The organism is Pedobacter heparinus DSM 2366, from assembly GCF_000023825.1.
Taxonomy (GTDB): domain Bacteria; phylum Bacteroidota; class Bacteroidia; order Sphingobacteriales; family Sphingobacteriaceae; genus Pedobacter; species Pedobacter heparinus.
This window is the reverse complement of sequence record NC_013061.1, coordinates 4,119,184-4,144,450: the sequence shown is the minus strand read 5'-3', so window position 1 is coordinate 4,144,450 and position 25,267 is coordinate 4,119,184. Positions and strand designations below refer to the sequence as shown.

14 protein-coding genes are annotated in these 25,267 nt (G+C 40.9%); 5 read left to right on the top strand and 9 right to left on the bottom strand.

Features of this window, described 5'->3' with window-relative positions; genetic code table 11:
- Nucleotides 1–151 precede the first annotated feature (151 nt).
- Nucleotides 152–1,012, top strand: coding sequence for an OmpA/MotB family protein (locus PHEP_RS17325; RefSeq protein WP_036674233.1), 861 nt, complete (start codon nt 152–154; stop codon nt 1,010–1,012).
- 53 nt (nt 1,013–1,065) lie between these two features.
- On the opposite strand, the gene PHEP_RS17320 is transcribed toward PHEP_RS17325, so the two are convergent.
- The 4 genes from PHEP_RS17320 to PHEP_RS17300 all read right to left on the bottom strand — a co-directional run bounded on the left by PHEP_RS17320 (nt 1,066) and on the right by PHEP_RS17300 (nt 5,758).
- Nucleotides 1,066–2,271, bottom strand: coding sequence for an MFS transporter (locus PHEP_RS17320; RefSeq protein ID WP_015809281.1), 1,206 nt, complete (start codon nt 2,269–2,271; stop codon nt 1,066–1,068).
- Nucleotides 2,272–2,729: 458 nt separating this feature from the next.
- Nucleotides 2,730–3,767 carry a class I fructose-bisphosphate aldolase gene (locus PHEP_RS17310; protein ID WP_238326493.1) on the bottom strand — a complete coding sequence of 346 codons (1,038 nt, stop codon included), beginning with the start codon at nt 3,765–3,767 and terminating at the stop codon, nt 2,730–2,732.
- Nucleotides 3,768–3,775: 8 nt separating this feature from the next.
- Nucleotides 3,776–4,390, bottom strand: coding sequence for an HAD family hydrolase (locus tag PHEP_RS17305; protein ID WP_015809279.1), 615 nt, complete (start codon nt 4,388–4,390; stop codon nt 3,776–3,778).
- 54 nt (nt 4,391–4,444) lie between these two features.
- A complete protein-coding gene (locus tag PHEP_RS17300) occupies nt 4,445–5,758 on the bottom strand; it encodes a DEAD/DEAH box helicase (protein ID WP_015809278.1) in 1,314 nt (437 codons plus the stop codon).
- A gap of 239 nt (nt 5,759–5,997) precedes the next feature.
- On the opposite strand from PHEP_RS17300, the gene PHEP_RS17295 reads away from it, so the two are divergent.
- Nucleotides 5,998–7,899 carry a DNA topoisomerase IV subunit B gene (locus PHEP_RS17295; RefSeq protein ID WP_015809277.1) on the top strand — a complete coding sequence of 634 codons (1,902 nt, stop codon included), beginning with the start codon at nt 5,998–6,000 and terminating at the stop codon, nt 7,897–7,899.
- 231 nt (nt 7,900–8,130) lie between these two features.
- Complete coding sequence (locus PHEP_RS21745; protein WP_049772278.1) at nt 8,131–10,143, top strand: ATP-binding protein; 2,013 nt, start codon at nt 8,131–8,133, stop codon at nt 10,141–10,143.
- Here the strand turns inward: PHEP_RS21745 and PHEP_RS17285 are convergent, their stop codons facing one another.
- Genes PHEP_RS17285 through PHEP_RS17275 form a run of 3 tightly spaced genes read right to left on the bottom strand, consistent with a single transcriptional unit; the run spans nt 10,144 to nt 18,572 of the window.
- Nucleotides 10,144–11,118: a YihY/virulence factor BrkB family protein gene (locus PHEP_RS17285; RefSeq protein ID WP_015809275.1), complete on the bottom strand. Its 975-nt coding sequence runs from the start codon at nt 11,116–11,118 to the stop codon at nt 10,144–10,146. It abuts the gene before it with no gap.
- Between the two features lie 7 nt (nt 11,119–11,125).
- On the bottom strand, nt 11,126–13,450 hold the full coding sequence (gene tamL, locus PHEP_RS17280) for a translocation and assembly module lipoprotein TamL (RefSeq protein WP_015809274.1): 2,325 nt from the start codon (nt 13,448–13,450) through the stop codon (nt 11,126–11,128).
- Complete coding sequence (locus tag PHEP_RS17275; RefSeq protein WP_015809273.1) at nt 13,434–18,572, bottom strand: translocation/assembly module TamB domain-containing protein; 5,139 nt, start codon at nt 18,570–18,572, stop codon at nt 13,434–13,436. Before PHEP_RS17275 ends, tamL begins: the two co-directional genes overlap by 17 nt.
- A 255-nt stretch (nt 18,573–18,827) precedes the next feature.
- Here PHEP_RS17275 and PHEP_RS17270 point away from each other — a divergent pair, with 255 nt between their 5' ends.
- On the top strand, nt 18,828–21,761 hold the full coding sequence (locus PHEP_RS17270; RefSeq protein WP_015809272.1) for a DNA gyrase/topoisomerase IV subunit A: 2,934 nt from the start codon (nt 18,828–18,830) through the stop codon (nt 21,759–21,761).
- A gap of 2 nt (nt 21,762–21,763) precedes the next feature.
- On the opposite strand, the gene PHEP_RS17265 is transcribed toward PHEP_RS17270, so the two are convergent.
- The gene (locus PHEP_RS17265; RefSeq protein WP_015809271.1) at nt 21,764–24,100 is read right to left on the bottom strand and encodes a M1 family metallopeptidase; all 2,337 of its coding nucleotides are present in this window, start codon (nt 24,098–24,100) and stop codon (nt 21,764–21,766) included.
- 23 nt (nt 24,101–24,123) lie between these two features.
- Nucleotides 24,124–24,711 carry a HupE/UreJ family protein gene (locus PHEP_RS17260; RefSeq protein ID WP_015809270.1) on the bottom strand — a complete coding sequence of 196 codons (588 nt, stop codon included), beginning with the start codon at nt 24,709–24,711 and terminating at the stop codon, nt 24,124–24,126.
- Between the two features lie 63 nt (nt 24,712–24,774).
- Between PHEP_RS17260 and PHEP_RS17255 the strand changes: the two genes are divergently transcribed.
- Complete coding sequence (locus tag PHEP_RS17255) at nt 24,775–25,260, top strand: DUF6702 family protein (RefSeq protein ID WP_015809269.1); 486 nt, start codon at nt 24,775–24,777, stop codon at nt 25,258–25,260.
- Nucleotides 25,261–25,267: the final 7 nt, after the last annotated feature.

The window sequence follows — 25,267 nt, the reverse complement described above, 5'->3', positions numbered from 1 at the left end:
ATTATTAGATAATCTATAACAGGATATCAAAAAGGGATAACAGTTAAGGTTAAAAAATGTTTAGGAAAGAGAGGGAAATGTTTTATAGATAGTGGCCTGGAATTTGCTGATGTTAAGCTGCTTTCATTATTGTTTATTAAATAAATAAAATATGAAATTTTCAATGTTAACAACTGCATTGGCCCTGGCCATTTTATTTCAGGGCTGTGTAAGTAATAAAAAATACAGCGAGCTGCAATCAAAATATGATGAGCTGCAGCAGCGAAGCCGGGAGCTAAACCAAAAATACCAGGGCAGTCAGCAGGATCTTTCCGGATCTTCATCGCGGGTTAAGAGCCTTGAAGAACAGATTGCTGCCGAACAGAAAAATGCAGCAGCTCTGCAGGCGGCGTTAAATAAGTGCTTAACCTCATCAAACCAGGGGAATGTAAACATTTCAAAATTGGTGGATGAGATCAATTCTTCCAATAAATATATCCAGCACTTGGTAAATACCAAGAACAAAAGCGACTCGCTGAATATGGTGCTGACCAATAACCTTACCCGTTCTTTAAGCCGGGAGGAGTTGAGGGATGTAGACGTTCAGGTGCTCAAGGGTGTGGTATATATCTCACTTTCCGACAATATGCTTTACAAATCGGGTAGTTACGAGATTTTACCTAAAGCAGGGGAAACCTTAAGTAAAATTGCCAAGATTATTAAAGATTACCGAGATTACGATGTGCTGATAGAGGGTAATACAGATAATGTACCCATCTCTATGGTAAATATCCGTAACAACTGGGATTTAAGTGCGTTAAGGGCATCTTCTGTTGTGCAGGCGCTGCAAAATACTTATGGAGTTGATCCGAAACGGTTAACCGCAGGTGGAAGGGGGGAATACAATCCGCTGGCAGCCAATGATACAGAGGCTGGTAAGGCAAAGAACAGGCGTACCCAGATTATCATTACGCCAAAACTTGACCAGTTTATGGATTTGATAGGAAAAGCTCCGGATACAGCTAAAGAATAACAAATAAAAGGCTCGCAATCAGGTGAGCCTTTTATTTTATACCTGTTGGACAGTTAGACTGTTTTAAGGCGTTTATAAAAATAAGCAGTCAGCAACATCAAGGTAGACAATCCAATCCACAAAGTGTTGTAACCATACTGCTCTGCAATGTAAAAACCTGCGGTAGGACCAACTACCTGGGCTACAGACCAGCTTAACATGTAGCCTGCAGCATATAACCCCCTGTTAAACTCATTTGCTCTGCTCATTACAAATGTATTTACAAATGGGAGTGTAAACATTTCGCCCAGTGTAAATAAAATAAGGCATAATGCACCCAGAAATACCGGATTGCCAAAAGGCAGCATCAGCAGCAGGAACGAAGCAGCGATAAGTAAAACACCAATAACGATAAAGAACATGGGCGATTTTTTATGCTCAATTTTATGGATCATTACCATTTCAAATAGCGCAATGATTACACCATTAAGACCAAGGATTAATCCGATCATAAATTCATCGATTTTCCAGATTTCTTTAAAAAATACAGGAACAACACGGAAAACCAGGAAGAAACCTAAAATAAAAACGGTGGTAAGAAGAATGAATTTAACGAAAACAGTATCCTGCCATGGTTTTCTGACCACAACACCTTTTACTTTTTCTTTTATGGTTTTGCTGTAGTTTCGGATTCTGGGCAAGAAAAAGAGGATACACAGGCCGGCAAAAATACTAACTGCCCCATCTATATAAAATAGGAGTCTGTAGTTATAAGAAGCAATCATACCACCCATACTAACCCCAAAAGCCCAGCCTATATTGGTTGCCAGACGGTTTAAGGAATAGGAACGAGTTTCGAGCCCTTTTTTTGCATAAGCTGCGATAGCAGCAAAATTAGCAGGCCGAAAGGCCTCTGAAAAAAAGCTGATGACCAAAGCCAGTACACATAGTGTTTGAAAATGGGTAACACTGGCAAAAAATAAAAAGAAAATACCACTTACTATGGCCGCAATAATTTGTACAGGTCTGAACCCAATGACGTCTGTAAGCTTGCCGCCAACGGCCGAGCCCAATATAGAGCCAATACCAAAAAGCGTAATGATCAATCCTGCATCTGAAGGCAGGCGGTGCAGCGACTGCGTCACATACAGACCCATAAATGGAACGGCCATATAACCGCTACGGTTAATAAGCATCACTATGCTTAGGATCCAGGTTTCCCTGCTTAAACCTGAAAATGATTCTTTATAATGGCCAGCAATTTGTTTGGGCAGCGACATACATTCAAATAATAAGTATTTTGGAGCCTCAAAGATAGTAAAAGAACAAAGGTGGGGTTATATCTAAACAAGCTACTATGGCTTCAATAACCCTTTCCGTTTCCCAGACCAGATTTTGTTGGTAGCAAACCCGGCGCTTTTTACAGCAGCATTAAGGTTAGTAATGATTTTGTTTTTTTCCCCGGTTGTGAAATTTTCGGCATACAGTTGTTGCCAATCTGAATTGTATTGGTAATATTTAGTGCCACAGGTGGGTAAAATTGACAGGTTGCTTAAGTTTGCGTCTGCAGCTAACTGTGACAATACCTGCTTTTCAAATTGTGTCCAGGCACCACCAGATATAATTGCCAACCCTGGCTACACGGAGCAGTGAGCCTAAAAGTTTAGCCATTTCCGGTTCCAGCGCAGCTTTACTTTAGGCTAAAGTGCCATCAAGATCAAATATAATGATTGTTTCATTATGGCTCCCGTTTATTGGTTTCCATAGACGGACTATATTCAGCTCTTCGTGCCGCACTATTACAGGCCGCACGATGTGCCAGCATTTGCTGGGCCGCTGCTACATTTTCTGCTTTACCGCTCCATTTTTCTAAAGCAGGTTGTTGAATCGCCCTTGAAAAAGAAAAGGTTAAAGGCCAAGGTATTACCGTGCCGAACTTTTGGTGCATCATATTTAAACGGGCTGAAGCGAGAGTTGCCGACTGCCCGCCCGACAGGAATGCAATACCAGCAACTGCGGCCGGAACTACCTGTAAAAAACAAGAAATTGTTTCAGCAGCAATGTCTTCAATATGACTTTGATCCTGGCAACTGAGTCCTGGTAAAACCATATTGGGTTTTAAGATCATTCCTTCCAGCTGCACCCTTTGTTCGTACAGTTCGTTAAAAACTTCTTTTAAGACAGTACGTGTAACTTCGGCACATTGATGGAGTGTATGGTCTCCATCCATCAGTACTTCAGGCTCTACAACAGGTACAATTCCGGCTTCCTGACAAAGCGCGGCATACCTTGCCAGGGTTACCGCATTTATTCTGATCGCTGTATTGGTTGGCGTATCACGACCAATGTTAATGACTGCACGGAATTTAGCAAAACGCAGACCTAGTTTATAGTAGGTGGCCAAACGGTTTTGCATACCGTCAAGGCCTTCGGTAACCTGCTCAGCAGGAAAGCCAGGTAAGGCAACAGCGCCCTGATCTACTTTTATTCCGGTAATAATTCCTTTATGGTCCAGAATCTCCAGAAATGGAGTGCCAGTTTCTGTCTTTTGATAAAGCGTTTCCTCAAATAGAATAGCGCCGCTAATGCTTTCTTCCAAATGGGGGGTAGTTACAATCAACTCCCGGTATTGCCGGCGATATTCCTCTGTTTCTGGAATTCCCAGAGCCTTAAACCGCTTATTGCAGGTACCTAAACTCTCGTCCATAGCCAATAAACCTTTATCATTGGCCATAAGCCTTTGTGCTGTATGCTTAAGTTCTTGTAAATTCATCATCACCCTCATTACTGAGATTTAACTGCTTCCAATATCTTCTTTGTACTTAAAAAATCCTGGTGATGGATGGCCCTGATTCCCAGTTTTTGGGCAGCCTGGGCCAACATGATCCTGTCGTCGAAATAGATACACTCATCAGGATTTACCTGTGCTATACCCATAGCCAATTTAAAAATCCCGGGGTCAGGTTTCCGCATCCCCACTTCACATGAAGATACAAAAGCGTCAAAACAATCGTGCAGGCCAAACTTTTGAATGCGGTGATTGTTGAGTTCCCTACCCTCATTATTGATAGAGATGATCCGGAAGCCACAGCTTCGCTTCCAGTCTTTAAGCCATTGCAGGAAGCCAGGTAATTCTTCAGATTGTGCAAACATGAATGACTTGAAGTCTTCTTTACTGAAGCTCCTGGGGTGATTAAAGACCACTGTATCCAGATAATCATCGAGCGTGATTTTACCGATCTCATAAATATTGAAAATGAAATCGTGCAGCACGTCCATTTCTTCATAATTGAGATCAAATAGCCTGGCCGCTTCTTGTCGGGACTGGTGGCCCCAGCCATTATTGAGCAATACACCGCCAACATCAAAAAAGAGCACCTTTATTTTAGTGGTTCCCATATAATTATTTTGATTATAACAATTATATGGGTGCTTAGTTTGATGGCTTTTTATTTATTTCTTCCACCAACGGCGGTTCCCACTTCCACCAGGTGTTTTTTTTGCACCACTTAAATTGGGTTCATGTTCTTTCTTTTCCGGTCGGGAAGTTCTTTCAGATCGCTGGCCTCTTGAAGGTTTGGTTTTGCCCTTTGTTTTTGCTGCAGCGGCACCCGAAAGCAGGCTTTGCCAGCTCATAGCAAAAGGATGGTCTTCTGTTACCGGAAGTTTGAGGCCTATCAGTTTTTCTATATCATCTAAAAATTCTTTCTCTTCTGCATCACAGAACGATAGGGCAGTGCCACTTAAGCCTGCACGGCCGGTGCGTCCGATACGGTGTACATAAGTTTCGGGAATGTTTGGCAATTCGTAATTGATCACATGGCTAAGTTCATCCACATCAATACCACGCGCAGCAATGTCTGTAGCCACAAGAATACGTGTTGTTTTAGCTTTGAAATTTGTCAATGCCCGTTGTCGTGCATTCTGCGATTTGTTGCCATGTATGGCTTCTGCTTTTACTCCTACTTTGATCAGGTCTTTCACAATACGATCTGCACCATGTTTTGTACGGGCAAATACCAAGGCTGTTTCAATGGTTTTGTCCTGTAAAATGTGCATCAGCAGGCCCTTTTTGTCACCTTTCTCTACATAAAAGATCTCCTGCCGGATTTTTTCTGCAGTGGAAGACACGGGGGTAACTTCTACTTTAACCGGGTTGGTAAGAATGGTATCGGCCAGACCCTGTATTTCCTTTGGCATGGTGGCCGAGAAGAATAAGGTTTGCCTTTTAGCCGGTAGTTTGGCAATCACTTTCTTTACGTCGTGTATAAAACCCATATCGAGCATCCTGTCGGCTTCATCCAACACAAAAATTTCAATATCACGTAAGTTGATAAAGCCTTGGTTCATTAGGTCCAATAAACGGCCAGGGGTAGCAACCAGGATGTCTACACCTCTGTGCAGGGCATCGGTTTGTGCTTTTTGTCCTACCCCGCCAAATATCACGAGATGCCTGATCGGAAGGTTTTTGCCATAAGCTTTAAAACTTTCTTCAATTTGTATAGCCAGCTCGCGGGTTGGTGTTAGTACCAGGGCTTTAATAACCTTATGGATCTTGGTGTTGGTGTGTGGTTTACTTAACAGTTGCAGCATAGGGATGGCAAAAGCAGCAGTTTTTCCTGTTCCTGTTTGTGCACAGCCTAATAAATCTCTGTTTTGTAGTATAGATGGAATGGCTTGTTCTTGTATGGGGGTAGGTTGTGTATAACCTTCTGTTTGCAGCGCGTTTAAAATGGGCTCAATCAGGTTTAATTCTTTGAATAACAATGTATTTGTATTTTAATGTATATGATATGGCAACAAAAGAATATTGTTCCGCTACAAAGGTACACATTAATTCGGGCTTTTGCTTATGGGCCACTTTTATCGGAAATTATCATGGTCATATGGCTTCATAAACCATTAAAAAGAAATATATCACCAATGAAAAAATGTGTATTTGTTGAAAATTGTAGTTGCTTGACCCGCATATTACGTTAAATTTGTAATTCTACACATTTCGCATCATGGCAGAACCGAATTATAATGAAGATAGTATACGCTCTCTTGACTGGAAAGAACACATCAGGTTACGCCCCGGTATGTATATTGGAAAGCTGGGCGATGGCTCGGCCCAGGATGATGGGATCTATGTGTTACTTAAAGAGATTGTAGACAACTCTATTGACGAGTTTGTGATGGGCTCTGGCCGTACCATTGAGATCACGGTTTCCGACCAGAAAGTAAATGTAAGGGATTATGGCCGTGGCATTCCATTGGGGAAGGTAATTGATTGCGTATCTAAAATTAATACCGGTGGTAAATATGACAGCAAGGCTTTCCAAAAATCTGTAGGGCTGAATGGGGTGGGTACTAAAGCCGTAAATGCCTTATCTACCAATTTTGTTGTACAGTCTTACCGCGACAATAAAACAAAGAAAGTTGAGTTCTCCAAGGGTGAAATTGTACTCGATAATGCCATCATAGATACCACCCAGCGTAATGGCACCGCTATTACTTTTTACCCTGATGAAACCATTTTCAGAAACTACCATTATATCCCTGATTTTGTAGAAAGCATGATCTGGAATTATGTATTCCTGAATGCGGGCCTGACCATCAACTTTAACGGACAAAAATATTTTTCAGAAAGAGGACTGTATGACCTGCTGCATAAACATGCAGATGTAGAAAGTGTGCGTTATCCGATCATTCACCTGGTAGGGAGTGATATTGAGATTGCTATGACACATGGACAGCAATATGGTGAAGACTATCATTCTTTTGTGAATGGCCAGCATACCACCCAGGGTGGTACACATCAGGCCGCCTTCAGGGAGGCTGTGGTAAAAACGATCCGGGAGTTTTATAAAAAGGAATATGATGCTTCCGATATCAGGTCTTCTATCATTGCAGCGATATCAGTGCGTGTACAGGAACCCGTTTTTGAATCTCAGACCAAAACAAAGCTGGGTTCTCAAAATATGGGGCCAGATGGGCCATCTGTAAGGACATTCATCAATGATTTTGTGAAAAAGGAATTGGATGATTATTTACACAAACATTCCGATGTTGCGGATGCCCTGTTAAAAAGGATTTTGCAATCGGAACGTGAGCGTAAAGATATTGCCGGAATTAAGAAACTAGCCAACGACCGGGCCAAAAAAGCATCGTTACATAACAAGAAACTGAGGGATTGTAAAATTCATTTTAACAGTACACATGATAAAAGGTACGAGACTACTTTATTTATTACCGAGGGTGACTCCGCATCGGGATCCATTACCAAATCGAGGGACGTTGACTGCCAGGCCGTTTTCAGTTTAAAAGGAAAACCCCTGAACTGTTATGAACTGACTAAAAAGGTAGTGTACGAAAATGAAGAGTTTAACCTTTTGCAACATGCTTTAAATATTGAAGATGGACTGGATGGCCTGCACTACAATAACATTGTAATTGCGACTGATGCGGATGTGGATGGAATGCACATCAGGTTGTTGATGATGACATTCTTCCTGCAGTTCTTCCCCGACCTGGTCCGTGCCGGGCATGTATATATTCTTCAAACCCCCTTATTCAGGGTACGGAATAAAAAAGAAACGATTTATTGCTATAGCGATGATGAGCGTAAAAAGGCCATTGAAAAGTTGGGCAACAAACCTGAGATCACAAGGTTTAAAGGTTTGGGAGAAATTTCTCCTGATGAGTTTGGATTGTTTATCGGTAAGGACATCAGGCTTGATCCGGTAATTCTTAAGGATCAGACCATTAAAAACCTGTTGGAATATTACATGGGTAAAAACACACCCGACAGACAGCAGCATATCATCAGAAACCTGCGGATAGAAAAAGATGAAGTGAGCGAAGATGAGATAAAAGCAGAACCAGTAGTTGATGATGAGGCAGAAAATAACCTGGATGTGGCTTAATATTTAGGCAGTTATAGGCGATTTATAAAATTTTTGATTTATACTTGTATTCTGATCGAATCCCTCTTGATAGAATAATTTAATAAGCTCTTCAGTTTTTCACTGTAGTCAATTAAAAGTTTTATGCCGCTCAACGCCACGAAAAGATCACCTATACGGTATTATTTAGTTGTATTTTTAATACTTGTACTCTTCCTTTTTGCATTTTTTTTGTACCTCAGGTATGAAAAAATGAATGCCCTGAAGCGCAATGTCACTGAGCTGATAAAATTGCATGAGGACTATTCAAAAATAGACAGCTGTATTTATATCCTTTACCAGGCGGAAAACAATTCACGTTTGTATGCGGTGACGGCCGACAGGGACTACATCAAGAAATTCTCTTTACAGATACAGAAAGTATCGACTTATTTGAGCGAGCTGAATATCAATGTGGAAGACAATGTGCTGACACCTGATATTAAAAGGCTGGTAAAACAGAAAAAACAAAAGACAGAGAGCTATTTAAAGCTTAGAAAACTTACCGACAGTTTGGTGATCGGCTTTTCGAAGCTTGGTTTGGTGGAAAGGGAGGTAGCTGATAAGATTGATTTGCCCAAAGCAAAGCGGGAGGTTAAAACGGTAACCAGTTTTGATACCATTAAACATCAGCCTGTATCCGGAAAAAAATTTTTTGGCCGGCTTGCCGATGCTTTTTCGGGTAAAAGCAAGGATACCTCACTTACTATTATTAAAACAGAAAAAAATGTAGTTTTAAATCAGGACGTAAGGAGCTTTAATAAGCAGCAGCTTAAAAAGATAGAAGCTTATTACAAACGGTTGTATGCCAATGCAAACAAGCTGCGAAGTGATGAGAAGGCAATTTTATTGCTCAATAATAAACTGGTAATCGAAATCATTTCTATTTTACAGACTTTTAAGAATGACGAAATCAGGTACATTGTTGAAGGGAGAGCGCTGTTGGGTGATGAGCTATTGGCAGATATTAAAACCCTGGATAGCATTACGATCATTAATGTATTGCTGCTGATCAGCCTGTTCGTCATTATCCTTTACAATATTATTAAACTGTATAAAAATGAAAGAGTACTGATTGGTCTGGGCAAAAGGGCTGCCCAGGATTCCCATTCTAAAAGCCGTTTTCTGGCTAATATGAGCCATGAAATACGTACGCCGCTAAATTCGGTGGTGGGTTTTTCTGAACAGTTGAGTCAGGGTATACTCAGTCCGGAACAAAAAGACCAGGTAGATGCCATCCGCAATTCATCAGAAATGCTTTTGTCGCTGGTTAATGAAATCCTTGATTTCTCTAAATATGAAGTAGGAAAAATAAACCTGGAAAATGTTCCGTTCCTTCCTGAAGATGAGATTATGGAGGTTTTTAACAGTATGAACGTATTGGCCATCAATAAAAACCTGTTGTTGGAAAATAAGGTTTCGCTCGAGAAAGGTATTTGTTTAGCAGGCGACCGCCTGCGTTTGAAACAACTGATAATGAATTTGTTAACAAATGCAATCAAATTTACTGCCAGTGGTAAGGTAACTTTAAAAGTTAACCTTGCCGTTCATGGAAAGAAACACGCATTGTTAAAAGTCCAGGTTGAAGATACGGGGATTGGCATAGCGCCTGAAGACCAGGAGTTTATATTTGATGAATTTGCCCAGGTATACTCTTCTACCAAGTCCAGACAACAGGGAACAGGTTTGGGCCTGGCCATTTGCAAGAAGATTGTAGAATTGCAGGGCGGAAAAATTAGTGTGAACAGTGTAATGGGAAAAGGTTCTGTGTTCAGCTTCGAAATCCCTTACGAGATCACTAAATTAAATGAGGAGAAAAAGGTAAAAGAAGAAGAGCCGGTTACCCAGCATAAACTGACAGGAAAACGTATTTTACTGGTGGATGATAATAAAATGAATGTTTTGCTTGCTCAAACTGTATTAAAGAAATGGGAAATGCAATACGACTGTGCATATGATGGTAAGGAAGCGCTGGAATTGTATAAGAAGAACAACTACGACCTGATCCTGACAGATATTCAGATGCCGGTAATGGGAGGGGTGGAACTTACACATGAAATCAGGTATAATGGAGATTTTGCAAAATCAACAATACCTATTCTGGGGATAACAGCCCATGTTTTACAGGAAGACAGGGATGTGTATTTAAAGGCAGGTATGAATGATCTGGTACTGAAACCTTTTCTGGAACAGGAACTGATTGATAAAATTACCCGGTACGTATAGTTATATTTTAGTGTCTTCAGGATGCTGCGCCGGCAATACATCTACTTTTTTCTCAACAACCACTATTTTAGTATGTACGGCATATTTGCTTGGCATAATGCCTTTGCCATATTTTTCTGCATAAGCCTGGGTAAATTCGGCACCAAAATAAAGGATGATCGCAGTGTAATAGATCCACAATAAAATCACAATGATAGAACCCGCCGCCCCGAATGCGGATCCGGGGTTGCCCACTTCAATGTAAATTCCAATCAGGTATTTCCCTAAGCTGAACAGTATAGCTGTAAACAGCGCACCAATGATGGCTGGTTTCCATTTGATGATTACATCAGGCAAGACCTTAAAAATGATAGCAAAAATAGTGGTCACCACAAGAAGGGTAAGCACATTGGTTACCACCAGCATCATAAGTTCCGATACCTGCTCTATTTGTATGTAGGAGGCTATTTTATGGCCTAGTCCAACTACTATGCTATTAACGACCAGTGAAACCAATAGTAAGAAACCCAGTGATGCGATTAATGAGAAAGAAAGTAACCTGTTGATCAGTAGTTTTTTCCAGCCTTCTTTTGGTACGGCTTTTACTTTCCAGATCAGATTGATGCTGTCCTGGATTTCAACAAATATAGCAGAAGCACCAATAACAAGTGTAGTGATTCCTATGATCAGGCCAAAGGTACTTTTTCCGGAATAGTTGGCATTGTTTACAAAGCTGCGCAGCTGATTTGCTGCATCGGCACCAACCAGTTCGCTGATCTCGCCAAATAATTTGGTGTTAGGATCCATATTGTCACCCAGAAACAGGCTTGTAGCCGAGATGATGATAATGATCAGAGGTGTTAATGAGAATATGGTGTAGTAGGCCAAAGCTGCGCTCAGCTTCATCACCCGGTCATCAATGAATCCTTTACCTGCGGCAATGAATAAGTGTGCTACGGCTTTAAAGAAATGGATTATTTTTTTTATAAATTTCATAGTAATATTAAAAAGGATACCCTATACCAATATTGTACACGAGGTTATCTTTGCGCCAGGCACCACTGCCGAAATCAACTTCATTAAGTACCCAGCGTTTTCCTTCTTCGTTGTATGGTTTGCGAATGGGGAAGGCCACATCCAGGCGAATCACAAAAATGGAAGCATCCACACGAAGTCCGGCGCCAGTACCTACAGCAAATTCATTCAGGGCATTTTTTAATTGGAATTCTGTACCCTGTCTTTTGTCTTCCGGATTCTTTTTCCGCAACCAGATGTTACCTGCATCAACAAAGGCCGCCCCATATAATCTGCTCACCATTTTAAAGCGAAGCTCTGAGCTGATGAGCGCCTTGATGTCTCCGCTTTGATCGATGTAATTGGAGTTGACCACCGCCGGATCGTTTTTATAATAATAAGTTCCTGGTCCGATTGACCGGGCAGCCCAGGCCCTGATATCGTTGGTCCCGCCGGCAAAAAACTGGCGTACAAAGGGCAGGGTGGTTTGATTTCCATAAGCATAACCGTAACCAAGGTCTATCCGGTTGGCCCAGGTTACTGTTTTGGTAACTTTAAAATAATCTCTGAAGTCTGCCTCAATGCGCACAAACCGGTTCAGTGCAATCCCAGCTATGGCTTTATTCCCTTCTTTGTTTTTTCCGGCAAACATACCCCAGACATTTCCGCCAGTCTCCAGTGTAGCATTCAGGTACATGGTGTTCCTTCTGTAATCCTCAAACTGATTGGTATAGGTAAAGCTATAGGTGCTTCCAATGATGAATTGTTTTTCCAGAACGTTGATCAGACCAGGTGTCACATTCAAAATACTATCCTTTTTTGCAGAATCTGACGTTAACAGGCCAGAAGTTACATAATTAACAGAGATGGGATTAAAAGCATGTTCTTTATACTTATTCTCGTTCCATTTATAGCCATATTGACCTTTAAAAGAATTGATGTTATATAATGAGCCCCTGTGTAGCAGCTGGTATGAGAGCAGTGCCACTGTTTTAGGAATATAGGCATTGGTACTGTTTATCTCTTTGAAGGGTGTAATAAATCTTGGAAAGGTCAGCTTGCCTTCTGCAGTAAAGGAATAGGAGTTTAATCCTTGTGAAGCACCACTGCCAAACTGGCTTTCAAAACCACCACTGGCACTAACATCCAGTTGTTCTGCCCCCCTGAATAAATTTCTGGTGGTTTGTGTAAGTTTTACTTCTGAACCTACAAAATTGTTAGATTTGCTGGTTCCTGTAACCGAGAAGGTAAGTGAGTTTTTCTTTAGTGGTGTAAGGTAGATGTTCAGATCAAGCTGGTCGTTTCTGAAGCTGTCTATAGGCACAAATTCTGCTTTTACGGCCTGGAAAGCACCAATGTTTACCATTCGGTTCAGCGACTGGTTATGGTCTTTTCTGTTGTACAATTCGTCTTTTTTAAAGAAGACCAGACGGTTAAACAGGAGAGGTTTAAAAGTATGTCTGGGATCGTAAATCCTGAAATCATTATAAATTTCAGGAGCAGACTTTCTTAACGCACTGTCTCTTCTTAAACTATAGTTGGGGAAGATATTGATGTTTTTAATGGTATAGGGCTTTAAACCTGCATCGGGTGCAATATCTTTTACTTTAACCCGTATGTCGACCAGATTTTTACCAATGGTACTGTCTACTTGTAAAATCAGGTAATCCGGGCTAAAATAAAAATAACCTTGTTCTTTCAGGTCGTTATCAATGCGTTCCCGTTCGTTCTTAAATATGTCCAGATCGTAAAAGTTACCTGCTTTTAACAGGGTTTTGTCTTTGTGCTCGTTTACAATCCTGGTAAGACCACCACTATCCTTCGGAAAAGTAACACTATTGATTTTGTACCTGATACCTGTATTGGCTGTATATATGGCTTTTCCCTTTTTTCCTTTTATAACTGTATCTCCTGCCACATTGGATTGCAGGTAACCCTGACTGATCAGGTAACTGGTTAGTACCGCGTTGTTATAAGGTAGTTTTACCTCACTTAAAAGTACTGGTGCCTGGCCTTTTTTTCTAAGCCAGTTGCGAATGCCCCCCGTAGGTTTTTTCGGTTCACCGGCAAGGTTGTATATCATTAATCCATATTTTATCCCCAGGAAAGCGCTGTTTGGCTTTGGCCTGGTTTTATCCAGTAAGTTTTCTTTAACGGATTTCTGATCAGCAATTTTTACCGAAGAATCCGGATTGATCCGTATCTCGGCACCTGTATATAAAATCTGGCCGGGCTTTAAACTCCGGGTTGTACTGCAGGCGGCCAAAGTTAAACATGCAAGTATAAATAAGCTGAATCTAATTCGTATTGTCATCTTTAGGCTTTTGTTCTTGTCTTAATCTTTTTTTCTTAGAAAAATTCTGGAAAACTTCCCGGAACTTATTGTAATCTACTACCAATGCAAAACCTATACCGGTCTCTATAATCTGGCCCTCAATAACGCCTTCATTCTGATTGCGTCTGTAGGCTCTTAAACGATATTTTCCATCTTTGGAAAGCAGGTATTCGATATTGACGTTCCCGGCAATATTGGTCGAATTCTGTCCGGCTGTCTGTCCTTCAATCCCAAATGAACTTCCTACAGTTACAATTAAGCGATCGCTTAGCAGTTTTTTAGATAAACCAACTTCGAGCTGCGATTTGTTTTGCAGCTGACCGCTCGAATAATCCTCTGATGAATTTATGCCAAAATTAATATCTACACCTTTAATGAGATCCGAAGCCATTTTGTTCAACTGTTCTGTCAGCAAATTGCTCACACTAGATCTGGCAAAATTAGTAACCAGACCATTTCCATTTCCGGCCAGACTTTCAAAGGGGTTATCGGCAATGAAGCGTTGTAAGACCAACAGGGCAAATACCTGTTTGTTTACCTGGCCTTCGTCGCTATTGATCGATTGCAGCTTGCCATAAACAAGTCCTCCTTCTGCACCACGGTTGTTTTCGGGCAAATCTATTTTGAATTTGATGATCGGTTTCATCAGCTCTCCGGTCATCATTAAATACACCTGGAAAGGGAGTTTGTTTTTAGCTGTCGTTGATGATGAAGCTGCTTGTGCTCCGATCAGGTCAATCGGTGGGGTATTTACTTCAATCATCGCCGTTAGGTCTACATTGGCAGAGGTTGGCTCACCTGTCCATACTATATTACTGCCCTGCTGTAGTTTAAATTCTCTTTTTACCGGGCCAACTGACAGGTTATAACTTCCATTGGATACATCATATCTGCCGGTTAAACTGGTTTTTCCACTCGGGTCCATTGTCGCAGTCAGGTTTGCTTCCCCCTTAATTTTCAGGTTATCACCATTTGCGGGGTCAACTACGACATTCAATTCTGCACCCGGGTCTATTGTAATTGTGGCACTCAAATTAATCCCTTTAATTGGGGCTTTACTCACCGAATCTGAAACTGAAAGGGCTTTCGTGCCGTTAAAAGGTGGTGCATTAAAGTCAACAAACTGCACAATACCTTCCTGATCAATAATTGTTGGATCATCAGCCGGCATGGCAAAGAAAAATTTGGTTTTGTCCTCAACCCTGATGGTCATGTTCACATCCGGCTGGTTCATGTCGCCACGTACCTTAATGTTACTGGTTAAATATACAGTCCCGTAGATGAGCTCATTATCTTCAGCAGTAGAGTTCAGTGCCCTGAAATTATTGGTCCTGATGTCCATATTGAACTTAAAGTCGCGGTAATTGTTAGTCAATATGCCTCCGGTAATCACTGCTTTCTGGTTTAGGGAGTCCAGGATAGTAAACTTATTGAAATTTATGCCTGTATTCGTAAAACTGATACTTTCGTTTGGCATCCTGAAGAAAGAGTTTACATACGCAATATTGAAGCCTGCCTGGTTAAATTTCAGGTCGCCCAGTACTTTTGGGGCATCCAGGCTACCTTTAACAGAAAGTTGTCCGCTTACTGTTCCTGTTCCTTTCCTGATCTGGCCCATAGAAAGGCTTTCTACTGCTTTTAAATCTATTTTATCGATATTTAATGTCATGTCCAAAGCGCTTTCAGGTGCAGTATAATAAAAGCCACTGGCTCTTAATTCATGTACACCAGATAAAGCAATATTGGTTTCATAAGCGTTTTCTGTATTGTTGTTTACCGCAATGCGCAAAGTACCCAGCATGTCTTTCTGGTACCGGAGCTGGTCTACGGTCAGGTTGGCTTCAAATTTAGGGCTGCCGGCCAGGTCTTTCACATTTACAATGCCGTTAATTAGACCACCGGCCATCGCACTGTCGGCCTCCGCAAAACGGGTAAGGGTTTCTATCTGGAAATCTTTAAATTCTACCTTAAGTGGGGCATTAGGGGTATTGGTTTCACTGTTGATACTCAGCAGTTGTTTGCCCTGGCTCAGGTTAAACTGGTTGGCCAGTATACCAGATGTACCAAATTGCAAATAGTTTTCGGGTGCTACAATCCATTTTTCATAGTTTAATAACAGCTTTTGCGGGTCAAAGCTAAACCTGTAATTTTTATTGAAAGATTTAAATGTACCACCAAGCATGTATTTATCCCTGCGTTTGCTATCCCTCAAAAATATATTAAGATCAAGGTTATTGTCATCTGCTGCCCCACTGATCTCATTGTTGAAGAAGGATAAGGATGGGCTTTGCAGGCTTTTGATAGTTAGCTTATAATTTAGCTTCTGGTCTGTATTGTTAACATTCAGCCTTGTACTGTCGACCCGGTAACTTCCATACACAAGCTGAGGAAATACAGCATTCATGACCAGACTGTCTTTTTGGGTGTCCAGCAGGCCCCACATGCGTGAGGGAGCAAAGGTACTGAGTTCCGGTACAAAGTTCTTTAAGATTTTGGGGTTATAAAAATTTACGTAAAACCTGAAACGCTGTTCCGGTATTTTTGTTACGGTCCCAAACTGATAATATTTGTTGATCTGATTGATCATGGCGGCAGCTAGATTGCTAAGCTGGTATTTACCATCTATTTTAGCCCTCAGGAATTCTGATTTTAGAGTAAGCAGGTTATGGTCGGCCGATGCTTCAGAATGAACAATGATGGTGTCGACATTAAAACGTTGCCCCTCTTTAACTACCTGCAGGCCATTTACGATGATGTCGCCATTCAGGTAATCCGGATCAGCGGTTTTTACATCAGCTTTAATTGTTCCGGCCAGTTTGAACTCAGTCGGACTAAAGTTCAGCTTTTGCAGGTCAACCTGTTTCAGGTTAGCATTAGCTTTTATATAAGGATATTTGCCCGAAATATCGACATGGGCCGTAAGGGCAAAATTGGCATTGGTATCGGCCATGCTGCTCTTTAAGTCCAGTTGCTGTTGCTTATAGGAACCGCTCAGCAGTAAGTTGCGGTAATTGTATTTGTTGTAATAGACATTTATTACCTGCCCGTTTAGGGTGGCATTGGCTTTTTTAGCATCCAGCCCTTTTCCCTTAATATTAGCTTTTACAGTAATGCGGCCAAGCTGTGGTTCCATTTTTAACAATCTGCCCACATTGAAATTGTTCAGGTTGATGTTAGCGGTATAATTTTCCCGGCCTTTGGGCCCTTTCATACTGGCAATCAGGTTGGCCGAACCCATATCGGTACTGATGTTAAAACCCGTATTGAAATTGGTCATGGATCCTTTAAATTTGCCCCTGGCATTAATGGTATTGGGCAGTGTAATGTTTGCAGGCAATGATTTCTTTGGGATTACTACAAGCAGGTCACTTTTGCTGAGTGAAAATCTCTTAACGTTTAGGTCAAGCACTACTTTTTCTATATCAGGTAATCCTTTTGCGGTGCCACTTACATCAATATGGGTGCTTTTCAAGCCATCTACCTGAAGTTTCGGGATCACCAGGTTATTCATATAGCCACGGGCAAGGGCATTTACTTTTATTTTCTCGTTTCGGTAGCTTGTCGGAACGGCCTCACTAAAATAGGCTGCATCCTTTAAACTTATCGTGGTATTCTTTACCTGTGCATAAATTTTTACCCTTTCAGGATGTTTGGTCAGGTCTTCGATAGCCGTATAATCCAGTTGTGCATTGCTTTCAATACTGGTATTCGGGGTTTTAATCGTAAGATTGTTAACTTTGGTCTGCTTTTCAGAATAGGCTATGTCGCCCTGCAATGTGTTAAGCTCAAAACCACTCTTTTCTTTCATAACTCCAGCTTTTACATTCAGCTTTATGCCTGCATCGCTATAAGCCAGATTTTTAGCTTGCAAGCCAAGCTGAGTAATCAACAGATGGTTAAAGTCCATCCCTTTAGCGGGTTTTTCGGCGTAATTGTCAAATTTCACCTTGTTCTGCGCCAGGCTCAGGCTGTTTACCCGCAGCGTAATTCCCGGGGTTTTGGTTGTTTCAGCTGTTTGTGTATTGTTTTTAGTGGCAGCGACGGGCTTAGCCGGTTTAAATGAAAAAGCAACATCCGATCTGTTTAATGCTACATCACCCAATTCGTATTTGCTATGCTGCACATCTGCAATCAGTTTATTGAACGATAATTCTTTCAGGTCTGCATTCGCCTTCATGTCCGATTCACCGGAACTGAAATTTACCCTGCTGTTGCTTAATGTGGCCTCTTCAATGTTGTATTTACTATTGGTCAGGTCAACAAATAATTTGCTAAGTGTAAGGCTGTTTAAATCTACATCTGCGCTTGTTTTCGACAGCCTGTCATCAAAACCGATTTTAATGTTGTTAAAGGCAAAGTCCTGTATTTCTACCAAAGGTAATTTTCCCGAAGCTGTTTTGGCAGTATCAATACTGTTCTCCAGGTGTGCCTGCAATTGGGTAAGCGGTTTTTGCTGCAGGTATTTAACAGAGGTGTTTTTTAAGGACAATGTTTTGATCACATAGTGCTGGTTGTCGAGGTCAAAATTTTTAATATTGGCTTTAAATTCTCCCAGGTTTAACCGCATGTCGTTGCCCGCAACATCATCATGGTAAACAATACCAATGTCTTCCAGATTAATCTTGCTCACCGAAAATTTAAGAGTGGAGGTACTGTCCTTTTTTACTTCTTCTTCGGTTTTGGTCTGGTCCGACATAAATGCGTCTACTAAAAAGGAAAAATTAAAAGAAGTGTCGGGGTTAATGCGGGTTACATTTGACCTTATTTTCTGCAAAGTGATGTTGTTCACTTCAACTTTATTATTTAATAGCTGGAACAGGCTAATGTCTACTGCCATTTTTTGTGCATAAAGTAAAGTGTCACCTTTTTTATCTTCAATATATAACTTGTTCAATATAATGTCCTTTGGAAGACCAATTTTTATACTTTCCAGGGTGATTTCAGTTTTCGTTTTCTTTTTCAGATAGCCAATTGCTTCATCTTTTACAAAATTTTGAACAAAAGGAATATTTAAAGAAAAGGCAATAAGGATAACCAGCAGGACGATACTTGCGATGATCCAAAGCAGAATTTTTAGGCTTTTGCGTATATATTTATTCAAACTAATTTAAATTGAGTGCTCTGAACCTTATTAATAACCAAAATCATGCCACCAGAAGCAAAATTTTGGGGATTCTATATATCTACAATCTAAATAATTAAATTGTTTAAAACAATGTTAATAGAGGCCTGTTTTTTGAAAACAAGTAAATACTTAATGACGTGTATGGATAGTTCTGCTGCTGCCAACTGTTAAAAACTCAGTTCTTAAATTTCGTTTTCAACCCTTATATTTACAGCATACAATCCTTTTTTGATGAGCGAAGAAATAGAAAACAACATAAACGAAGAAAATAAACATACCGTAATTCCAATCAACGGACTTTATGAAAACTGGTTCCTCGACTATGCTTCTTATGTAATTCTTGACCGCGCTGTGCCACACATCAATGATGGCTTGAAGCCGGTGCAGCGACGTATCATGCATTCTTTGAAAGAGATGGATGATGGACGCTTCAATAAGGCAGCCAACGTGATTGGAAATACAATGAAATACCATCCGCATGGGGATGCTTCCATAGGTGATGCCATGGTGCAGATTGGACAAAAAGACCTGCTGATTGATTGCCAGGGTAACTGGGGAGACCCGATTACCGGTGATAATGCTGCTGCGCCGCGTTATATTGAGGCCCGTTTATCTAAATTTGCCAATGAAGTTGTGTTTAATGGTGATACAACCATCTGGCAGTTGAGTTATGACGGGCGTAACAACGAACCGGTTACCTTGCCTGTTAAATTCCCCCTGTTGCTTGCCCAGGGAGCTGAAGGTATTGCCGTTGGTTTAGCAACCAAAGTAATGCCACATAACTTTATCGAATTGCTGGATGCTTCTATTGAAGCATTGCAAGGGCATCGGCCTAACATTTTGCCCGATTTTTTTACAGGTGGTATGGCCGATTTTTCTGCTTACAACGAGGGGATGCGTGGCGGCCGTATCAGGGTGAGGGCCAAAATCACCGAAAAGGATAAAAAAACACTGGTTATTACCGAAATACCTTACAGCACGACTACCGGATCGGTAATTGACAGTATCTTATCGGCCAACGACAAGGGCAAGATCAAGATCAAAAAGATTGAGGACAATACCGCTGCCCATGTCGAGATCGTGATCCAGCTGGCACCAGGTATTTCTCCTGATGTGACCATTGATGCCTTATACGCCTTTACTTCATGTGAGGTTTCAATATCACCAAATACCTGCATCATTAAGGATGAAAAGCCTCAGTTTTTAAGTGTTAATGATATCCTGATAGAGAATTCGATGCACACCAAGGCCCTGTTGAAAAAGGAACTGGAAATTAAACTGCATGAATTACAGGAAAAGATATTTTTCAGCTCATTGCTAAAGATATTTATTCAGGAAGGGATGTATAAAAATGCTGAATATGAAAATTCAGTCAATTTTGAAATGGTGGTAGAGGTTTTGAACAGGTTGTTTGAGCCTTTTAAACCAGGTCTTTACAGAGAAATACTTCCTGAGGATTTTAAAAAGCTGATTGATAAACCAATGAGCAGCATTACCCGCTTTGATGTTAAAAAAGCGGATGAACAGATGAAAGCCCTTTCTGACGAGATCAAAGTGGTTAAAAACCATTTACGGCATTTAACGGAATATGCCATTGCCTGGTTTCAGAAATTAAAGGACAAGTATGGTAAGGGCAGGGAGCGTAAAACTGAGATCCGTTTGTTTGATCGGGTTGAGGCATCTAAAGTAGCCTTGGCCAATGTTAAACTTTACATGAACCGTGAAGATGGTTTTATAGGGACCGGATTGCGGAAGGATGAATTTGTTGCCGATTGTTCAGATATTGATGAGCTCATTGTTTTTAGAGAAGACGGTAAATGCATCATTACGAAAGTTGCCGATAAAACTTTTGTAGGTAAGGGTATCCTGCATGCCCAGGTATTTAAAAAGGGGGATGAACGGACCATTTACAACATGATCTATAAAGATGGGGCGAGCGGGGTTTCTTATATTAAGCGTTTTGCAGTTGTAGGGGTTACCCGTGATAAGGAATACGATCTGACAAAAGGGAGTAAGGGCTCAAAAGTGCTGTATTTTACAGCTAATCCTAATGGAGAAGCCGAAATTGTGACTGTACAGCTTAAACCACATAGCAAGTTAAAAAAGCTGCAGTTCGATCTCGATTTTGCTGAAATTGCGATAAAAGGACGCGGTTCACAGGGAAATATTGTTTCTAAATATCCGGTTAAAAAAATACTGCTGAAAAGCAAAGGCGTATCTACACTTTCGGGACTAAAAATCTGGTATGATGATTTGCTAAGAAGGTTAAATGTGGACGGAAGGGGCAAATATCTTGGTGAATTTGATGGCGAGGATAAAATATTGCAGGTACATAAAGACGGCTGGTATGAACTGAGTACTTTTGAGCTGAGCAACCACTTTGATGCCGATCTGATCTTAATTCAGAAGTTTGACCCTGAAAAACCTTTTGCAGTTGTGCAATATGAGGGTAAAGCCAAAAACTATTTTATCAAAAGGTTCCTTTTTGAGGCGATTGCTGTAGGCAAAAAAGTAAGTCTGATTAGTGAGGAGAACGGATCGAAGTTCCTTTACCTCAGCAGCAATCCGGCAGCGGTTTTAACAGTTGATGTATTGAAAGGAAAAACCCAGGTTCCGGAAACACTTGAAATTGTTCTTGCCGAATTTATTGATGTAAAAGGAATTAAAGCCAATGGAAACAGGCTTACTGCCCATGAAGTTAAAAATATAACCATTTCAAATCACACGGAAATTGAACCTGCTGAAGAAGTTAAAGTTGTTTCTGTGGCAAATGAGGCTGAGGATGAGTTTCAAGAGGATGAAGCCGCTGCAACGAATATAGAAAATGGGGAAGAACTGGTTGATCCTGCATTGAGTAAAGATGCAGATGAGGAGGAAGCTCCGTTACCTGAACCTGAAATTCCCGCTACTGAAAAGCCTGCTGCGGCCGAAAAACCTAAAAAACAATGGGACAGCGGGGCCACCAAACCTGCCGAAGCACCTAAGCCAAAAAAAGAAACGGGTCCTGCCAAAGAAAAGTCTGCTGATGAAACAAAACCGAAAAAAGAGCCCATAGCCAAACCTGAGCCGGAACAGGAAGAGAAACCCGCAAAAAAAATAGATTTTGAGATCACCAATCCGGATGATATCAAAATTGATGATAAAGGACAGCTAGGGTTCTTTTAGTCCTATTGCCTTTGTCTGGATTGCTGCATTGGGTTGGTCTGTTCAGTAGATGACCCACGGGGTGCCTGCTGTTGTTTAAACAGTTCAAATCTGGTTGGCTGATTTTTTCTTGGCCATGAGTTATTGCTTTCATCTATATCGGCAGTTTCGCGGTATGGATCCAGTTGTACAGCAATTACTTCTTTATCTTTCGCAAAAACTTTGGTTACTTTATTTTCATTTTTTCTCCAGATATAGGCAGGAATGCGGTCCACCTCCTTGCTGCCATCCTTAAAGGTCCATTCAATAATGATGGGCATCACCAGTCCCCCTATATTCGAGAAATCCAGTTCATAAAAGTTCTTCTTGCTTTCGTAAAGTTTTTTTTCTGCTGCGGAAAGGTTGCTGAAGTATTGCTGAAATTCTTGATCGGCAGACTTACTCACCTCAAAGCGGTTAAATTTATTGTAAAAATCCTGTAGGCTTGTATCTTGTTCTATAGCGAATTTTATGCCTTCTTTGCGGTTGCGTTCCCTGCTGATATTGTAAAGGTCCTTGTCATAAGCCTTTTTAAGTTCTACATTTTCAATAGCCGCATTCATACTGTTCATACGGTAGTAGCGTACATCATCCAGTGAAATGTCTACCGGGTCAGTACTAAAAAACCAGCCTCTCCAAAACCAATCAAGGTCCACCGCCGATGCGTCTTCCATCGTCCTGAACAGATCTGCAGGGGTAGGATGTTTAAAGGCCCATCGTTTTGCATATTCTTTAAAAGCATAATCGAAAAGCTCACGGCCCATAACGGTTTCCCTTAAAATATTCAGTGCCGTAGCTGGTTTTGCGTAGGCATTTGGTCCAAAATTAACGATGTTTTCAGAGTTGGTCATAATGGGCTCCAGCTGGTCTTTAGGCAATTTCATGTAATCCACTATTTTATGTGCAGGGCCGCGCTGCGAAGGGTAGTTAATGTCCCATGCCTGCTGGGCCATGTACTGGCAAAAAGTATTTAAACCTTCGTCCATCCAGGTCCATTGTCGCTCGTCCGAATTCACTATCATCGGGAAAAAGTTATGCCCAACTTCATGTATAATTACACCGATCATACCATATTTAATGGCCTCCGTGTAAGTGCCGTCTTTTTCTGTACGTCCGAAATTAAAACAGATCATCGGGTATTCCATTCCGTTGGCAGCCTCTACAGAAATGGCTACGGGATAAGGATAGGGGATAGTGTGCTGGGAATAGATCTTTAAAGTATGTGCTACCACTTTGGTCGAATACCTGCTGTAAAGTGAATAAGCTTCCGGGCAATAGTAAGACATAGCCATTATCTTTTTACCTTCTATACTGGTTGCCATGGCATCCCAAACCAATCGCCTTGACGATACCAGTGCAAAATCCCTTACATTTTCAGCAAAGTAGGTCCAGGTTTTTTTAGCAGTCGATTTTTTGGTGATGGCTGATTTTGCTTCGGCCAGGTTTACAATTTCAATAGGTACTTTTGTAGATTGTGCGGCATTCCATCGTTTTAAACTGGCAGCACTCAGCACCTGGGCATAATTCTGACATTCGCCTGTAGCACCTACCACATGATCGGCCGGTACAGTCATGTTTACCTTATAATTGCCAAATACAAGTGCAAATTCGCCCCTACCTTCAAACTGTTTATTTTGCCAGCCCTGGAAATCAGAATAAACAGCCATGCGTGGAAACCACTGGGCAATGGTAAACAGATAGTTGTCGTCCTCAGCAAAATATTCATAACCACCTCTTCCTCCATCTATTACGCGGTTGATGATTTTGTAATTCCAGGTTATTTTAAGTTTATATTTTTGTTTGGACTGTAATACATAGGGCAGGTCTATACGCATCATGGTATTGTTGATGACATAAGGCAGGGCAGTCCCCTTTTCATCTGTAACCTTTAGTATTTTAACGCCCAGGTCATTTTCAGGGTTAATGATATCTGATAAGGCCTTATAACCCATCTGATCTGTCATCCTGCTCTGTTCTGTCAGCTTATTATCGCTGCTGGCCTTATGCTCATTTTCATCCAGCTGTACCCATAAATAACTTAGTGGGTCGGGAGAGTTGTTGTAATAAGTAATGGTTTCTGAGCCGCTTAAACGCAGGTTCTTTTCATCCAGTTCTGCATTAATTTCATAATCAGCACGCTGTTGCCAGTATGCTGGGCCAGGTGCACCGGAAGCCGAACGGTAGGAGTTAGGGCCGGAAAGGATGGTGCCAAGCTGTTCAAATTTGTTCCCGTGATTAGAACCGGGGTTATGAAGTATATGCTGACCGAAAGCTTTGGCGCTACATAAAAGCACAATAAAAAACAGCAGTATCTTATTCATTGGTGGGGGTGAAGTTTAAGTTATTATCCTAATAATGCCGGGAAACGTTCTGCCGCCATTACAAATGATATTCCAAATATAGCAGATGAAAGAAAGAAATTCCAATCCCATCGTTTTATTTTTACCATCCAGATCAGGATAAATGATAAGATCAATGTTGCAATAACGATCAGTATCTGGCCAAATTCCAGTCCGATATTAAAAGCAAATAGTTCGGCGGTAATGCTGCTGCTTTTACCCAACAAGCTTTTCAAGTAATTAGAGAAGCCTAAGCCATGAATCAGGCCAAAGAAAAGGGTCATGGTATACTTGAATTTCTGACCTTTGGGTTTTTGCCTTTTGCCCAGTATGTTGGCTGCAGCGGTAACCATTATGGTAACGGGAATTAAAAATTCGATTAAAGGCGTATTTACAGTTATGATTTTGAATACACTTAAGGCCAGGGTTATGCTATGGCCAATGGTAAAAGCTGTTATCAGGATTAGTACTTTTTTCCAGTCGGTTAGCATATAGGTCCCGCACAGCACCATCACAAATAAAATGTGATCATATCCCTGCCAGTCTAAAATGTGTCGCCAGCCTAATTGAAAATAAAGTGGGAAGTCCTGCATTGAATAAATTTGTAACTTAGCTAAATCTATAGCAATATCCTCATTTGAATTAAGAAAAACAAAATGCTGCAGTGTATATTATTTTTTTGGTTAAATATATTTCATCCCTTTTATGTGAGTGTAACAGAAGTTGCACATAATAAAAGTACCGGAACGTTACAGGTTAGCATCCGTATTTTTTTTGATGATTTTGAGAAAGCCCTGGAAAAAAAATACAATACAAAAGTGAATATCCTGAAACCGTCCGACAGGAAACAAGTGGATGCACTGATTGCTTCTTATATAAAGGAGCATTTTAAACTCAATGCAGACCGTAAGGTACTCACCTTAAAATATCAGGGTTACGAAATCGAAGAAGATGCAGCCTGGTGTTATTTTGAAACCGACAAAGTGTCTACAATTAAAGAATTGGGTATAAAAAATGATATCCTGTTTGAACAGCATAATTCGCAAAGCAATATGATCCATGCAATAGAAAATGGTATACGTAAAAGCACCAAACTTGATAATCCGAAAAGCGAGGTTGTATTTGTATTTGGGACTTTGTGACTAAAGA